Origin of the sequence: Pontibacter flavimaris (assembly GCF_001907195.1) — a bacterium.
GTDB lineage: Bacteria > Bacteroidota > Bacteroidia > Cytophagales > Hymenobacteraceae > Pontibacter > Pontibacter flavimaris.
Genome location: NZ_LVWA01000008.1, coordinates 156,262 through 170,397, shown reverse-complemented (window position 1 = coordinate 170,397; position 14,136 = coordinate 156,262). Strand labels below are relative to the sequence as shown.

The 14,136-nt window shown below is 53.2% G+C and carries 13 protein-coding genes; 4 read left to right on the top strand and 9 right to left on the bottom strand.

Features of this window, described 5'->3' with window-relative positions; all coding sequences use genetic code 11:
• Window positions 1-247 precede the first annotated feature (247 nt).
• From A3841_RS20640 to tsaD, 9 genes are all read right to left on the bottom strand, one after another.
• The gene (locus A3841_RS20640; protein ID WP_317042492.1) at window positions 248-424 is read right to left on the bottom strand and encodes a tyrosine-type recombinase/integrase; all 177 of its coding nucleotides are present in this window, start codon (window positions 422-424) and stop codon (window positions 248-250) included.
• 44 nt (window positions 425-468) lie between these two features.
• Window positions 469-648, bottom strand: a complete 180-nt coding sequence (locus A3841_RS20350) for a hypothetical protein (protein ID WP_170866201.1) — start codon at window positions 646-648, stop codon at window positions 469-471.
• Between the two features lie 159 nt (window positions 649-807).
• A complete protein-coding gene (locus A3841_RS14110) occupies window positions 808-1,389 on the bottom strand; it encodes a flavodoxin family protein (RefSeq protein ID WP_073852984.1) in 582 nt (193 codons plus the stop codon).
• Between the two features lie 185 nt (window positions 1,390-1,574).
• Window positions 1,575-3,467 carry a 30S ribosomal protein S1 gene (gene rpsA / locus A3841_RS14105; RefSeq protein ID WP_073852983.1) on the bottom strand — a complete coding sequence of 631 codons (1,893 nt, stop codon included), beginning with the start codon at window positions 3,465-3,467 and terminating at the stop codon, window positions 1,575-1,577.
• Between the two features lie 532 nt (window positions 3,468-3,999).
• Window positions 4,000-4,503, bottom strand: coding sequence for an HNH endonuclease (locus A3841_RS14100; protein ID WP_073852982.1), 504 nt, complete (start codon window positions 4,501-4,503; stop codon window positions 4,000-4,002).
• 81 nt (window positions 4,504-4,584) lie between these two features.
• A complete protein-coding gene (locus A3841_RS14095) occupies window positions 4,585-5,361 on the bottom strand; it encodes a C40 family peptidase (RefSeq protein ID WP_235861420.1) in 777 nt (258 codons plus the stop codon).
• A gap of 176 nt (window positions 5,362-5,537) precedes the next feature.
• Window positions 5,538-6,005: an SsrA-binding protein SmpB gene (gene smpB, locus A3841_RS14090; RefSeq protein WP_073852980.1), complete on the bottom strand. Its 468-nt coding sequence runs from the start codon at window positions 6,003-6,005 to the stop codon at window positions 5,538-5,540.
• Entirely contained in the window at window positions 6,006-6,392 is a 387-nt protein-coding gene (locus A3841_RS14085) for a thioesterase family protein (RefSeq protein WP_073852979.1), read from the bottom strand.
• A gap of 148 nt (window positions 6,393-6,540) precedes the next feature.
• Window positions 6,541-7,548, bottom strand: a complete 1,008-nt coding sequence (gene tsaD, locus A3841_RS14080) for a tRNA (adenosine(37)-N6)-threonylcarbamoyltransferase complex transferase subunit TsaD (RefSeq protein ID WP_073852978.1) — start codon at window positions 7,546-7,548, stop codon at window positions 6,541-6,543.
• Between the two features lie 2 nt (window positions 7,549-7,550).
• Here tsaD and A3841_RS14075 point away from each other — a divergent pair, with 2 nt between their 5' ends.
• From A3841_RS14075 to A3841_RS14060, 4 genes are all read left to right on the top strand, one after another.
• Window positions 7,551-12,092, top strand: a complete 4,542-nt coding sequence (locus tag A3841_RS14075; RefSeq protein ID WP_073852977.1) for a translocation/assembly module TamB domain-containing protein — start codon at window positions 7,551-7,553, stop codon at window positions 12,090-12,092.
• Window positions 12,093-12,180: 88 nt separating this feature from the next.
• Window positions 12,181-13,077, top strand: a complete 897-nt coding sequence (locus A3841_RS14070; RefSeq protein ID WP_073852997.1) for a cell division protein FtsX — start codon at window positions 12,181-12,183, stop codon at window positions 13,075-13,077.
• A gap of 4 nt (window positions 13,078-13,081) precedes the next feature.
• On the top strand, window positions 13,082-13,300 hold the full coding sequence (locus A3841_RS14065; RefSeq protein ID WP_073852976.1) for a DUF3098 domain-containing protein: 219 nt from the start codon (window positions 13,082-13,084) through the stop codon (window positions 13,298-13,300).
• The gene (locus A3841_RS14060) at window positions 13,301-14,134 is read left to right on the top strand and encodes an undecaprenyl-diphosphate phosphatase (protein ID WP_073852975.1); all 834 of its coding nucleotides are present in this window, start codon (window positions 13,301-13,303) and stop codon (window positions 14,132-14,134) included.
• Window positions 14,135-14,136: the final 2 nt, after the last annotated feature.

Here is a 14,136-nt window from a genome sequence, read left to right as displayed (position 1 = left end):
CTTTCCCCAACTTTTAGGCTTAAACAGGCGGCTCAAGTTATGATGAGCGAAACATTGACCAAGTCAATACAGGCACTACCGGATAAACGAAAACATACGCTTATCTGCACTATGTGCGGAGTTGCCAAGTCCTGTTTTTGTACCTGTTTGCCGCCCGGATCTACTTTTGGTGATTGAGTGATGCATGCGTTCATATAGTTAAGCTAATATAACAGACTATGCTAGATTATCTAACGGGCTGACGATTTTATCCAGGGCATGGGTAGTTGTGTGTATAGATTTCGGTGGTCTTGCTATTTCGGTGGCCCAGCAGCACCTGGATGTAGCGCAGGTCTGTTCCCTGTTCGAGCAGGTGCGTGGCAAAGGAGTGGCGCAGCGTATGGGGCGTGGCAGGCGCTTTCACCCCGGCTTTTACCTTGTGCACATTCAAAAAGCGCAGGAGCAGGCTGTGGTAGGTGCGGATGGTACTCAGATGTAATTCAGCAGGAACAGCTTCTCTACGAAGTGAAGCGGACAGAGAATATATCCATCGCTTTTCAGATAGCATTGTTCCCAGAGCCTGGCTTGGAGCGCCATGTCCTTGACCTGCATGGTTTGTGCCAGCCACACCTTGGCTACTGCCTCTATTTCAATTAGTAGCGTGTGCAAATGCTGCTTTCAGTAGGAATGACAAAGCACTGTATGTAAGGTAACCAACTGGCTACTTTGCTTTGCTTCAGGCAGGGAAGCGGCACCTTCCTTACTATACTATGAGCCTCAGTTTGTTGGGGCAATGATTTTCTCCGGAAGCCTGGCATGTAGTATGCATTATGCCTGGCTGTACTTCACTAACTGCCGCGCCATTTTCTCGGCTGTCTCCTGATAGTCTTTCCTATACTTCTCCATCAGTTCGTCACGTGTTGTTTCGGCGCCTTTCTTTTGCTTCTCCCATAGCACCGAGAGCGTGGAGAACGGTGGCATTAGCACCCCAACCGCATTAAAGAAGTTGCTGATGTTTGCAATAACATGTTGTGCTCCGTCTGAGTCGCCGGTAATCACCACACCACCTACCTTGCCGCTCAATTTCGATTTCTTACCTTCCAGAATCTCATCGTGTAGTTCATCCAGCCTTTCAATCACCCGCTGTGTTTCCGATGATTGGTTGTTCCACCAGATCGGGGTCGCTAAAAGTATGATATCAGCCTCCAGCACTTGCTCAAGTATACCTGGCCACGCATCTCCTTCTCCCATCTTGCTATAGGTGCCGGCAAGTATGTTATGCTCTACAAGCTTTATAATATCGCAGCTTATGCCATGCCCTTTGAGCACCCCCGCAAGGAACTCTGAAAGGACTTCTGTATTGGACAAGCCTTCTTTCTTTAAGGTGCCGAGTAGTAAGATTGCCTTCATCTTCTAATTTCTTTGGTTTTTAAGTATAAACTGGGTTAACAGCATTAGGTTCTGCGATGACGCCCCGCACCGGTGCTTTTATACTTAGCCGTACCCATAACTGAGAAGCTATACTTTAAAGTGGGAAACAAAAAAGCCCCGGATTGCTCCGGGGCTTTCTGTTGTATAACAAGCTTAAGGTTTGATTAAGCGTTGTTCTCTTCCTCAGAAGCTTCGTCTTCGTTAGAGTCTTTTGCTTTTTTAGCAGCAGCCGCCTCTAATTTCTTCACGCCAGCCTCTTTCTCGTTCTCCAGCATCTGCTCTTTCAGGGCAGAAAGGGCATCCAGGTCACCAAGGGTAGACTTGTTCTCTACTTCTTTCTGAACCTTCGGAGCTTTCTCCTTCTTCTCACCACCGCCAGCAGCAGGGGTAGCCTTCTTCGTAGCTCTTGCAGCTCTGGAAGACTCTACCTCAGAGTGAGTAGCCGTGTGCGACAGGATGATCTTGCGATCGTCTTTTGAGAACTCGGTTACTCTGAAGTCAAGCGTTTCGCCTGCCTCTACCTGAGAGCCGTCTTCTTTTGTCAGACCCTTAGGGAAAGAGAAACCTTCGATGCCGTAAGGCAGCTCCAGTGTAGCGCCTCTGTCTGACTTCTCAAGTACGGTAGCCTTGTGTACTGAACCGATGTTGAACACAGATTCAAACGTATCCCAAGGGTTCTCCTCCAGTTGCTTGTGGCCCAGGGCAAGTCTTCTGTTCGGAACGTCCAGCTCCAGAACAACTACGTCCAGGTTCTCACCAACTTTCACGAACTCAGATGGGTGCTTGATCTTCTTCGTCCAGCTCAGGTCCGATACGTGTACCAGGCCGTCAACACCTTCTTCCAGCTCCAGGAACAGACCGAAGTTTGTCAGGTTGCGAACGATACCAGTGTGTTTTGTACCGATAGCGTATTTCGTCAACACATCCTCTTTCGTCCAAGGATCCTCGGTCAGCTGCTTAATGCCCAACGACATCTTGCGCTCTTCGCGGTCCAGTGTCAGCACTACTGCCTCTACCTCGTCGTTTTGCTTGATGAAGTCCTGTGGGTTACGCAGGTGCTGAGACCAGCTCATTTCTGAAACGTGGATCAGACCCTCTACGCCTGGCATCAGTTCCAGGAACGCGCCGTAGTCAGCCACGTTAACGATTCTGCCTTTAACTTTTGAGCCAACCTCAATCTCAGCAGGAAGAGCGTCCCATGGGTGCGGCGTAAGCTGCTTCATGCCCAGAGAGATACGCTTCTTGTCGTCGTCGAAGTCGAGTACTACCACGTTCACCTTCTGGTCCAGGTTCAGAACTTCCTCTGGGTGGTTGATACGGCCCCATGAAATATCTGTAATGTGAAGCAGACCGTCTACGCCACCAAGGTCGATGAACACACCGAAGTTTGTCATGTTCTTGATAACGCCTTCCAGTACCTGACCACGCTCCAGGTTGTTCAGGATAGCGGCACGCTGCTGCTCCAGGTCTTTCTCGATAAGTACTTTGTGAGAAACCACCACGTTGTCGAAAGCGGCGTTGATTTTCACAACTTTCACTTCCATTTTCTTGCCCACGAACACGTCGAAGTCGCGGATCGGCTTCACGTCGATCTGAGATCCTGGCAAGAAGGCCTCCACACCATGGATATCCATGATAAGACCACCTTTGGTTCTTCTCTTCACCACACCCTCCAGAACGTTGTCGTTCTCAAGCGCGTCGTAGATCTTAGCCCAGGCAGAAACGATTTTGGCTTTCTTGCGGGACAAGATAAGCTGACCGTTCGGGTCTTCCTGGTCTTCGATAAACACTTCTACCTGATCGCCTGGCTTTAGGTCCGGCATATCCCTGAACTCAGAGATAGACACAAGGCCATCAGATTTAAAACCGATGTTCAGGATCACGTCACGATCTGTAACGCCAACCACGGTTCCTGTAACAACCTCCTGCTCCTGTACGGTAGTCAGGGTGTCGTCATACATTTTTTCCATTTCGGCTTTCTCAGCTTTGCTGTAACCGCCACCGAAACCCTGGGTCTCAAACTTGTCCCAGTCGAAATTTTCTGGAGAATTACTCATATTGTTTTACTGCTCTTGGGTAGCCACCAGCTTAGAGCAATGTAGCCGGTTTGGTTTAGTTATACATACCCGGACACCTGCCCGGGCTCATCCAGTCGAATGAACCGCAAAAGTAAATAAAAAATTCATCAGATACCAGTTCCGGCAGATATTATAAAGCGCTTTTGGTGAGGGTATTAAAGAAATGAGTTGAGCCCCGAAAGAAGTTAGCAAGGCGTTCGAAGCGTTTGTTTTATACTTGTTGAGCCGGGTTTATACTTTGGAAAGCCAGATTCATACTTGCGGACACCCGCTGGCAGCGCTGTTCCTTTGGCGAAGAAACAGGCAGAAAGTATGAGTATAAATATGGAGCCAGAACCCCCGCCTGCTTTGCAAAGTATGGCTGGTTTATACTTGTAAAGGCAGAGGGCAAAGCAAGTATACGTTGCAATTCTACACTTTAAACCTAAAGTATACTTCAGAGGCTTATACTTGCTGGTTATCAGCGGAATACACCAACACAACTAAATATATTAGCAACGCTATAATGCAGTTAATGCGCTACCCCCAGGTATACTTTCCAGTCGGTATTGCGGTGGTTGAGGTGCAACTGCAGGAAGGTTTGTAGGGTTGGGCGCGTGGGCTTGCTGAGCAGTTTGAGGCCGGCCTCCTCGGGCGTGCGGTCGCCTTTGCGGGCATTGCAGCGGGAGCAGGCTGTCACCAGGTTCTGCCACTTGGTCTCCCCTCCCCGGCAGCGCGGCAGGAGGTGGTCCAGGGTCAGCTGCTTTACCGATCCGCAGTACTGGCAACTGTAGTTGTCGCGGCGCATCACGTTATGGCGGCTCAGGGCAATGCCGTAGTAGGGCACACGCACATAGCGCTGCAACCGGATGATGGAGGGCACAGGATAGGCGGTGCTGACGGTGCGCAGCACTTCGCCATCAGACTTGGAGACCATCTCCGCCTTATCGAGGCAAACCAATCGAAAAGCTCTTTGAACAGAGCAGACGGCGATGGCGCTGAAGTCTTGGTTCAGGATGAGTACTTTGTCTTTCATGGCTGATTTCAGGTCTTTCGCCTACTCTTTTACGGAATTCACCGAAAAGCTGTAGCGCCGGACAACAGAAATCAGCAGCCTTTAGAAGTGGATGCGCTTGATGATGCGCAGGTTATGCGAATAGCGCTTGCGGGCGGCGTTGTAGATGCCGTTATGGTCCAGGGTGTCGATGCGCACCTCGCCGTGGGCGTGCATAATCTGCTGCCCCTCCAGCACCAGCCCCACATGCGTGATGCGCCCCTCGGGGTTAGAAAAGTAGGCCAGGTCGCCGGGTTGGGCCTGCGCCACAAAATGCACTTCCTCGCCGTGGTTCACCTGCTGGTTGGCGTCGCGGGGCAGCTGGTAGCCGCATATCCCGAAGACAAGCTGGGTGAAGCCCGAACAGTCTATGCCAAAGATGGATTTGCCTCCCCACAGGTACGGCGCCTTTAGAAAGCTGTTTGCCACCTGTAGCAGCTGCGCTGGCGTGGCTATCTCTGCAGGATCAGAGGCACGGCCATCGTACTGGTAGCGCTCCTCATTCACACGTATACTTGCCCCGTCAAAAAAAGGCAGGTAGCAGCCCAACCCTACCGGAATACGAACATCAGCATTGCGCACCACCTGCACCAAATCCAGAGCGCGCGGGTGCTTTGCCTGGCTCCACTCCCAGTAATATTCCGCCGAAACGGGCGTATGTTGCTTCATGTCGATCCAGCCCCGGTAGCCGTCGGCGGCCAGCTGCAGCTGCAGCCAGTTTCCGTCGCGCGCCACCACCTCGTAGCACTCGCCGAAGGTCAGCTGCGTTACGATCTCAGCCTTGTCAGATGTCTCGGCGCGCATCGGCACCACGCTCAGCATCCCTATTCCGTAGTCCACTTTTTTAATTTTGATTGAGTGAATGAGTGATTGAATGAATTTTTAAGGAGCAATTAAGTAAATGGGCAATCAAAGAAGGAGTGTGCAAAGTATAACTGGAGTTTAAAATTATTCCTTGTTACTCTTACAAGAAATTAATCTACACTTCTATTCACTCAATCACTCATTCAAAATCCTTAAAGCCCGCTGCGCTGCATTTCGCGCTTCATGTCTTTCTCTTTTATGTCTTGTCGCTTGTCGTACAGCTTCTTACCACGCGCCAGTGCAATCTCTACTTTAGCAAACCCACGGTCGTTCACGAAGATGCGGGTAGGGATGATGGTTACCCCCTGCTCCTCGGCGCCCCGCTCCAGTTTGCGCAATTCACTCTTGTTGAGCAGCAGCTTGCGGGCGCGCATCGGCTCGTGATTGTAGTGGGTGCCTTCGGTATAGGTGGAGATGTGCACGTTGTGCAGCCACAGCTCACTGCGGGTAAACACGCAATAACCGTCCTGCATGTTCACCTTTCCCTCCCGTATCGACTTGATCTCCGTTCCCATCAGCATCACGCCGGCGGTATACTTATCCAGAAACTGGAACTCGAAAGAGGCCTTGCGGTTAACGATGTTAACGTGTTTCTTTATTCTGTCTTTGTCTTTCGCCATTTATACTTTCTTCGGCGCCAATATTTTCGCCAGTTTTTCTTTTTTCAAAATTTTCTGTCCGGTTTCTCCTTCGGCCACCAGGCGCTCCCCTACTTTTGCCGTGAAGCTGCAGATCACTTTGTTGCCCTCCTGCTTTTTCAGTGTGGCCACAAGCTCCACATCTTCCCCCTCAAATGCAGGCGATTTATGATTGATAGTTAAGCTGATACCTATTCCCTCTTCATCTTCTGCTTTCATCTCCAGCACAAACAAACGCCCCGCCCACTCCGCCGCCTGGGCCAACGAGAATGTGGAGCAAACGGCATGCACCAGCCCATCCTCAAAACGCGCAAAGTCTGCTGCCGTTACGTGCTTTACATACGTTCGGGTGTCGCCGAGTTTGATCATCGTTATTCGTTGTTCGTTAACCGTTGTCAGAATTCAGGATTTACAGGATAAAGGGATTAGCAGAATGTTTAGTTTGAATACTACTTCTTCTCATCACTATACTTTTATTTTGCCAATAATCGAATAACGAATAACCAGCTACGAATAACTAGAAACGGAGTCTCGGCTCCGGGCTCACATACTGCGTGGCAAAGTCGCCTTTCAGGTACTGGAAATGAGCGGCCATGGCAATCATGCCTGCATTGTCGGTGCAGTACTGGAAAGCAGGGATATACACATTCCAGTTATACCTGGCGGCGTACTCCTGCAGCGTTTTCCGAAGGCCTGAGTTGGCCGACACCCCTCCTGCTATGGCAATCTCACGGATGCCCAGATCTCTTGAAGCCTGCTTCAGCTTTTTCAGCAAGGTCTTGATCAACGTTTGCTGCACGCTGGCGCAGATATCGGCCAGGTTGTTCTGCACGAAGTCCGGGTTCTCCTTCGTTTTATCCCTGAGGAAGTATAAAACCGAGGTTTTGATGCCGCTGAACGAGAAGTCATACGCCGGCATGTTGCCCACCGGAAACGCGAAGGCGTCCGGATTGCCCTGAGTAGCCATCTTGTCGAGCATCGGTCCGCCCGGGTACGGCAGGCCCAGCATTTTGGCCGTCTTATCGAAGGCCTCGCCCACGGCATCATCGGTGGTTTGGCCGATGATCTCCATGTCCAGGTGATCTTTTACGAGCACGATCTGGGTATGGCCGCCGCTCACGGTTAAACAAAGGAACGGGAACTGCGGTTTGGGATCATCGATAAAATGGGCCAGGATGTGCGCCTGCATGTGGTTTACCTCTATTATTGGAATGCCCAGGCCCAGCGCAAACGACTTGGCAAAGGAGCAGCCCACGAGCAACGCACCTAAAAGGCCCGGCCCGCGTGTGAAGGCAACAGCATTTAGCTCACTTTTTGCTACATTTGCCGTAAGCAGGGCCTGCGTTACCACCGGTATGATATTCTGCTGGTGGGCTCTGGAAGCCAGCTCAGGAACTACGCCGCCATATTGCTCGTGCACGGCCTGGGTGTTTACGATGTTAGACAAAACCTTGCCCCCACGGATTACCGCGGCGGAGGTCTCGTCGCAAGAAGATTCTATCGCTAAGATTGTAGGTTCGGTCATCTTTGGAAAAAGAACAGTCAACAAATTACTTCAAAGTTATAGGAAAAGCTATTCTAAAAATAGTTTTAGGGCTGTTCCTGTTCCTTTTCCTGCTGTTTGCGGCTGTTTTTGTCGCCATCCGCTTCCCGGGCGTGCAGACGGAGGTGGCGCAGCGCGTGGCTGCCTACCTGTCGGAAGCGACCAGGCATGAGGTGAGCGTGGGCCGCGTGGACATTGCGTTCTTCAGCAAGGTGGTGCTGGAGCGGCTGCAGGTAAGGGACAACCGCCAGCAGGAGCTCTTCTACGTTGGTCGGGCCACAGCCGATATTGACGCCTTCTCCATCTTCAACCCGAACAGCCTAAGTATAAGTACCCTGGAGCTGCAGGAGCCGCGGGCTAACCTGGTAAAGTATGAGGGAGCCGACTCGCTCAACCTCAGCTCCTTCATCAGTGCCATGCAGGAGCTGTTTGTAAAAGACACGACCAAGGCCTCCAAACCCTTTACCTTCGAGCTGGGCGAGCTGATCATTGAGAACGGCAGCTTCACCTACGACGACTTTAACTTTCCCCGCACGAAGTATGGCATGGACTACCGCCACCTGGCCCTCACCAACCTGAGCGGCCGGTTCGATGAGGTACAGCTGGCGGACACCTTGAAAGTGCGGGTCACGGACCTGAAGGCACTGGAAACGAACTCCGACACGCGCCTGCACAACCTGGACACCCGCATGACCTACGCCTCCACCTTCTGGGACTGGGAGGAACTGGACCTGCAGCTCAACAACAGCAACCTGCAAGACCACGTCCGCTTCGACTACAGCACCTTCGGCAATTTTTCCCAGTTCATGGACAGCGTGACGATGACGGCCAACTTGGAGAACAGCAAAGTATACTCGCAGGATATTGCCGTGTTTGCACCCCAGCTACAGGAGTATGACGAGAACCTGCAGGTGAACTCGCTTAAGCTGAAAGGGCTGGTCAAGAACTTCTCTGCTACAGATGTTGATCTGAAGTATGGCCGCAACACGCATATCGTGGGCAACATCAATGCGGATGGTCTGCCCAATTTTAAAGAGACTTTCGCCAACCTAAGACTTCAGCCCTCCACCATCAGCGCCGAGGACCTCCGGAAATTTCTGCCCCAGGAGACGTACCGGATGGCGGCCAGGCTGGGCACGGTGCGCCTGGAGGGGCGATTTTTGGGCTTTTATAACGACTTTGTGGCCAACGGCGAGTTCGGCACGGCCCTGGGTAACCTGCGCTCTGACATCAACCTAAAGATAGACGACGACACCCGCACCTCGTCCTACAGCGGCTTTGTGACCACCAACGGCTTTAACCTGGGCCGCCTGCTCGATGCGGAGGAGCAGATCCGCACCATCTCCATGAGCGGGCGCCTGCAAGGCTCCGGCTTCACGCTGAACACCGCCGACGTAAAGGCGAACGTGGATATCCGGCAGGTGCAGTTACTGGGCTATAATTACCAGAACCTGAAGGCCGACGGCATCCTGCGCAATCAGGTGTTTACAGGCGATGTCTCCATCAACGACCCGAACCTGATCTTTACCGCCAGCGGCGAGGTAAACCTGGCAGAACAGAAAAAGGCCTTTAACATGGTAGCCGACCTGGAGCGCATCGACTTTCAGGCCCTACAGCTAACAAAGGAGCCGTTTATACTTAGCGCCGAGGCCAACCTTAACTTTCAGGGCCTAAGGCTCGATGAGTTTGAGGGGACCGCCCGCTTCGACAGCGCCTTTGTAAGCTACCAGGGCAACAGTCTCTCGCTAGACTCGGTCATGGTTGCCTCCGAGATAGCTGCCGGGCAGCGTTCGCTCGACCTTACTTCGAACCTGCTGGACCTGCACGTGGACGGCAACTTCAACTATACCACCCTGATTGCCGACCTGAAGGCGCTGGTTCAGGAGTACAAGCTCAACTTTGAGAGCGATCCGGTTGCAACGGCGGCCTACTACAACCGCAAGCCTCGGGAAAGGACCAGCGAGTATGCCGTGAACTATACCATGAACCTGAAGCAGGCCAACCCTATCCTGGAGCTGCTTGTGCCGGAGCTCACTATATCCGACAGCTCAAAGGTGGAAGGCTCTTTCCGCCACGATGCCACCGCCATACTGGAGCTTTATGCCGCCATCGACACGATTGTGTATGACGGCTATACTTTGTATGGCAACAACATCGAACTGAATACCTCCAAAATGCTGGACAACCCGGACGTGCTGGCGGCCGCCCTCTTCACCTCGCGCCAGCAGGAACTGCCGGGGGCCGGGCCTACGCAGGATTTTTTCCTGGAGGGGATTTGGAGCGAGCGGACCATACAGTTCGCTACCAGCCTGCGGCAGCCGCTGCAGAAAAACCGCGCCCTCATCACCGGCGACCTGAACTTTCTGCAGAACCAGATTCAGATCATCTTCGACGAGTCGGACATTACGCTGCAGCAAAACGTATGGGCCTTTATTCCCGGCAACACCATTTATATAAGCGAGGCAGGTAAACGGCTGGTATTTGAAAACTTCGCCCTGACGAACCAGAACCAGGTGATTCGCGCCGAGGGTGAAGTGTCCGGGGACCCTGATAGCCGCCTGCTGCTGAACGTGGAGAACTTTAAGCTGAGCAACCTGAACCCGATCCTGCCCATGAAGATAGCCGGAGAGGTAACGGCAAAGCTGACGGCGCAGGACCTTTACAACGAAGCCATGCTGAACGCCGCCATGCAAGTGGATTCCTTTTACCTGGATGATGTTTTTATTGGTGATGTGGTGGGCAGCACTGACTGGTCCAAGGCGAACCAGCGCGCGACGGTGGATGTGGGCATCCAGCGAAACGACAAAAAAGTGCTCTCGCTCACGGGTTTCTACAACCCGCGGGTGGAGGAAGACCAACTCGACCTGCTCGCCGTGCTGGACCAGGCCAACCTCAAGCTGGTGGAGCCGGTATTGCGCGGCCTGTTCTCTGACCTGGGCGGCAACATGGAAGGGCGCATCCGGGTGCTGGGCAACCTGAACGCCCCGGTGCTGAAAGGCTCTGTGCTGGTATCGGGTGGCCAGTTCACATTCGATTACCTCAACACTACTTATCGCTTCTCCGACCGTATTTACTTTGGTCCGAACAGCATCAGTTTCCGCAATGCGCAGCTGCAGGACCTGTTCGGCAACAAGGCCACGGTAACGGGGGGTATCGCCCACGACGGTTTCCAAGACATGGTGATCGACATGGAGGCGCGCTTCCGCAACTTTATGGTGCTCAACACCACCGAGGCGCAGAACGAGCTCTTCTACGGGACGGCCTTTGCCACGGGCTCTGCCAGCGTGCTGGGGCCAACCGAGAACCTGCAGGTAAAGGTGGATGCCCGCAGCGACGCCAACACCCGCATCGTGCTGCCGCTCGACTACCAGACCGACGTCTCCAGGAAAGACTTTATCCGCTTTGTGAACAACAACCCGGAGGCAGCCACAGGGGTGGCAGTGGAGGCTGAGAGTCGTACGGTTGACCTTTCAGGCATCAACCTGGACTTTAACCTGGACGTGACCGACGACGCCTATTTCGAGATCATCATCGACCGCACCACCGGCGACGTGATCCGGGGCTCCGGCAACGGCGACATCCAGATGACCATTGACACGCGGGGCGAATTCAATATGTATGGCACCTTCGAGATTTTGCAGGGAGCCTACAACCTGAACCTGCTGGAGGGGCTGGTTACACGCGAGTTTAAAGTAGTGCCCGGCGGTACCATCACCTGGAACGGCGACCCTACCGCCGGTGTGATGGACATTCGCGCCAACTACACCCAGATGGCTTCCTTTAGCGGAATAGCGGATGTCTCTGAGATATCCGGCCGCTATCCTGTCACGTCCATCATAGACTTGCGCGGCCCGCTGCTCACGCCACAGATACAGCTCGGCCTGAGCTTCGATCAACTGCCCCAGGAAATACAGACACACCTCTACTCGGTGATCAACTCCATTAAAAATGACGAGAGTGAGCTGAACCGTCAGGTATTCAGTTTGCTGGTGCTGCAGCGCCTCTCCCCGCAGGGCACCCTGCAGTTCGACAGCAGCGTTGGCGCAGGGGCCGTGGGCGGCAGTTTGGGAAGCCTGCTCTCCAGCCAGCTCAACAACTTCTTCAACAGCATCGACAGCAACCTGGAGGTGGATATCGGGTTGGGCAGCATTGGCCAGGACGCGCTGTCAGCGCTGCAGGTGCGTCTGAGCTACACGTTCTTCCAGGGCCGCCTGCGCGTAACCAGCGAGACCGGTTTTGGCGGCAGCCGCGAGGATGCGGGCGGAGACGGCTATGTGGGCAACTGGATCCTGGACTACTATATCTCACAATCCGGAGAGCTCCGCGCACGGCTGGAGTATAACTCGATTCCCAACATTTACACACGCCGCATTACCCAGAGCCAAAGTATAAGCCTGCTGCACACCAAGCGCTTCGATAACCTGCACGAGCTTTTCGGCAGCGAGAAGCGCGCCCGCCGGCAGCAGCGTCTGGAGCAGGAGCGCGACCGCATTATACTTGATTCTGATCCACGGCTGGAACTATAAAGTATGGAATGGCTTTTTTAGCGGCTTTGGGCCCTGCGCCTGCGCTTTTGTGAAATATATTTCTAATTTTGTGAGGAAGGCTACAGCTATGGCGACGAAAGTAAAACACATTAAGAAGAAAAAACTAGGCAATTACCCGCACCTGATGGTGGTGTTCAGCATTACGCTGGCGCTGTTCGTGATCGGGGTGTTCGGGCTATTGCTGATCCATGCCGAGAAACTGTCTGAGAAGGTGAAGGAAAGTATAGAAATGCAGGTATACCTGGACCGCAACCTGACCGAGGTGCAGCTGGTAAGACTGCAGAAAACCTTCGCCGCCAAAGAATACATCGCCTTCCAGAACGACTCGGCCCAGGTACGCTATGTTTCCAAGGAAGAGGGCGCCAAGGCGTTTTTAGACGAGACCGGCGAGGACTTCATGACCTTTCTGGGCGACAACCCGCTGCGCGACGCCTACGTGCTCCGCATCGATGCCGACCACTCCAGTTCGGCCATGCTCAAAAGTATAAAACTGGACCTGGAGGAGGTCGACGGCGTGTACGAGGTGCAGTACGTGGAGAGCCTCATTGAGTCTATTAACCAGAACATCCAGAAGCTCAGCATCATACTTATTGGCTTTGCCGCCATCCTGGTGCTCGTGGTCATCATCCTGATAAACAACACGATCAAGCTGGCCCTGTACTCGCAGCGATTTCTAATACGCAGCATGCAATTAGTGGGCGCTACTTCGTTCTTTATCCAGCGCCCATTCCTGAACCGTGCCGCCTGGCAGGGCGTGGTGAGCGGCGTACTGGCCTCTGCCCTGCTGTTTGGCCTGATGCAGTATACCTACAACCAGATTTCGGAGCTGCAGCTGCTGCGCAACGACGAGCAGACCTACATCCTGATGGGTGCTTTGGTGGTGCTGGGCCTGATCATCGGGTTTATGAGCTCTTACCGCGCCGTGCGCAAATACCTGGGCATGTCTTTAGACGAACTATACTAACACCATGGAGGAAAACAAAAACAACCTTGCCTTCGGCAGGAAGAACTACGTACTGATGCTGGCTGGCATTGCCGTGCTGGCCCTTGGCTTCTTTATCATGACGCTGGACACCGAGCCGTACGGCCTCGGGTTCCTGGGCATCACACTGGGGCCGCTGATCGTACTGGCGGGCTTCGCCATTGAATTTTTCGCCATCATGGCAAAGGACAAAACAAAAAAATAAATGAGTATTTGGCAGGCTATCATTTTAGCCATTGTTGAAGGGCTTACCGAGTTCTTACCAATTTCCTCTACGGGGCACATGATCATCGCCTCTAGCCTGATGGGCATTAACGAGTTACCGATCACCAAGATCTTTACAGTGAACATACAGTTCGGGGCCATACTGTCGGTGGTGGTACTGTACTGGCGGCGCTTTGTGCAGGGGCTTGATTTTTACTTTAAGCTGCTCATTGCCTTCATTCCTGCTGCCTTGCTGGGCTTCGCGTTTAACGACCTGATCGACAGCATGCTGGAAAGCGTGCTGATAACGGCCCTCATGCTGGTGCTGGGCGGTGTGGTGCTCCTCTTCGTTGATAAGTGGTTCCGCCACTCCACTAGTACCGAGATCAGCTACAAGAACGCCTTCCTCATCGGGCTGGCGCAATGCCTGGCCATGATACCGGGTGTTTCCAGGTCTGCCGCCTCCATCATCGGGGGCCTGGCCCAGGGCATCGACCGGAAAACGGCCGCCGAGTTCTCCTTCTTTCTGGCCGTTCCCACCATGCTGGCCGCTGGCACCTATAAGCTCCTGACGGACTTGCTGGGGCTGGAGATTTCGGACCTTTTAAGGTTTGACCTCGTAAAAATTCAGAACAGTTTTGATGTGATTCACCCCGAGGACCTGCAGCTGCTGCTGATCGGGAACGTGGTGGCCTTTTTCGTGGCGATGGCGGCGATTAAGTTCTTCATCAGCTTCCTGACCAAGTATGGCTTCAAGATGTTTGGTTACTACAGAATTGCCGTGGGCGTGGTATTGTTGGCACTGCTGGCCATGGGCGTAGACTTAAAAGTATAACG